At 78.6% G+C, this 2094-nt stretch carries 2 protein-coding genes; both read right to left on the bottom strand.

Annotated features, from left to right (window positions below; translation table 11 throughout):
• Positions 1 to 38: 38 nt before the first annotated feature.
• Positions 39 to 1037 (bottom strand): TauD/TfdA family dioxygenase, encoded by a 999-nt coding sequence (locus tag ACRYR7_RS25330; protein WP_432575149.1) that lies wholly within the window; start codon positions 1035 to 1037, stop codon positions 39 to 41.
• 127 nt (positions 1038 to 1164) lie between these two features.
• Positions 1165 to 1764 (bottom strand): TetR/AcrR family transcriptional regulator, encoded by a 600-nt coding sequence (locus ACRYR7_RS25325; protein WP_432575148.1) that lies wholly within the window; start codon positions 1762 to 1764, stop codon positions 1165 to 1167.
• Positions 1765 to 2094: the final 330 nt, after the last annotated feature.

Here is a 2094-nt window from a genome sequence, read left to right as displayed (position 1 = left end):
GGGCGGGGCGGGAGCACCGCCCCGCCCGCTCCCGGCGGTCAGCTGAAGCTGGCCCGCACCACGCGCTGCCCGCCCGGGCGGGCGAAGCGCGAGCGGCGCAGGTCGCGCACGACGAACCCGCGGGTGATGAACCGGTCGGTGCCGTCGAAGCGCGGCGCGAACGGCGAGCGCCCGTGCATGGCGCGCAGGTTGTCCAGGAAGAGCACGTCGCCGGGGCGCAGCACGACCGCGCTGCGGTGGGCGACGTACACCTCCAGCACGCGCTGCAGCAGCGCCTGCGCGCGGGCGGTGATGCCGTGCATGAGGTCCTGGTCCACCAGCAGCACCGGGTCGTCGGCGTCGCCGGACAGGATCGGGAACGGCCCGCGCACCTCGCGGGTGTCCAGGAAGTCGGCGAAGGACTCGTCGACGAGGGTGGTCCACAGCGGCCGGTACAGCTCCAGCAGGTCCTCGGCGCTGAAGTGCGCGGCGAGGTCGGCGCCGCGGAAGGCGTAGGTGGCGGCGTCGGCGTCCCCGCGCAGGCACCCCAGGACGACGTAGTCCGGGCGCAGCGCGGAGAAGCACTGCTCGGTGTGCGCCTCGAGCTCGACCCTGGAGCCCTGCGACTGCTGCGCGGTGGCCAGGCGGCGGTTGGGGACCATGTCCTGCAGCAGGTGCCCGTGCGCCTCGGCGGCGTAGCCGACCATGTGCCCCAGGGCGTGGCTGAGGACGGCCTGCTGCCGGCCCAGCAGCGTGGCCCCGCCCAGGCCGGCGGAGTTGTCGCCCGGTGTGGGCGGCACCTCGCCGGTCTCCAGCCCGTGCAGCACCAGCACGCCGGAGTCCGAGCCGTTCTCCTCGAACTCCCACAGGCGCTCCACGACGGCGGCGGGCACCTCCCGGGCCAGGGCGCGGGCCTGCCGGCAGAACCGCTCCGGCTCGCGCACCGGGTGGGCGCTGACCCGCTCGCCCAGGGCGGCGAGCTGATCGCGCTCGGCCGGGCTCAGCTCACGGGAGGTCGGCACCGCGGTGGGGGGACGCAGGGGGACGGACGCGGACACGGGCGGACCTCCGATCGACGGTGAACCAGGTCCTGCGCACGCTAGCGCGCCGGGACTGGGCAGTCTGCCCCTCCCGCGGGGCCGGTCCGGGCAGAGTGCCGGTCACAGCGGCGCGGCGGCGGGCTCGTCAGGGGGCCGGGGCGCGCAGGGCCCGGTCGGCCAGGTCGGCCACCCGCTCGGCGTAGCCCTCCTCGACCCCGGCGCGGCGCACGACCAGGCGCCAGTGGACCAGGGCGCCGAGCAGGTCCAGGGCGAGGTCCTCGTCGACGTCGGCGCGCACCTCGCCGCGCTCGGCGGCGCGGCGCAGGACGGCGGCGCCGTGCTCGCGCCGGGGGCGCCCGATCGTGCGGGCCACCGCCTCGGCCAGCTCGGGCGTGCGGGCGGCCTCGGCGGTCAGGTCGGGCAGGATCCGCGAGACCACCGGGTCGCCGAGCCAGCCCACGACCTGCTGCACGAGGGCGAGCAGGTCCCCGCGCAGGGAGCCGGTGTCGGGGGCCGGGCCGGCCGGGACGCTGAGCTCGGCCACCGCGGCGAGCACCATCTCCAGCTTGGAGGGCCAGCGCCGGTACAGCGCGCTCTTGCCGGAGCCGGCGCGGCGGGCGACGGACTCCATGGAGGCGCGCGCGTAGCCGACCTCGGCCAGCTCCTCCAGGACGGCGGCGGTCAGGGAGCTGGTGACGCTGGCGCGCAGGACGGCGGCGCCGGTGGGGGTGCGGGGCGTGGTCACGGCCCCACCGTACCCCCGGTCGGGACGGGACCGTCCCGTCCCGCGGGGGCTGGCGCGATCGTCGTCGGGACGCTACCGTCCCGTCCCGACGGCGGGTCCCCGCCGCCCCACCCCTCCCCCGCAGGAGACGACGTGAACACCACCACCCTGGTGACCGGCGGCACCGGGACCACCGGCCGCCTGGTCACCGCCCTGCTCCGCGGGCGCGGCCTGAGCGCCCGCACCGCCGGGCGCGGGCCCCGGGGGCCCCCCCCCGCCCCACCCGCCGCCCCCCCCCCCCCCCCCCCCCCCCCCCCCCCCCCCCCGCCCCCCCCCCCACCACTCCCCCCC

Origin of the sequence: Kineococcus gurbantunggutensis (genome assembly GCF_050871925.1) — a bacterium.
Classification (GTDB): domain Bacteria; phylum Actinomycetota; class Actinomycetes; order Actinomycetales; family Kineococcaceae; genus Kineococcus.
This window is presented reverse-complemented; position numbering and strand designations above follow the sequence as displayed.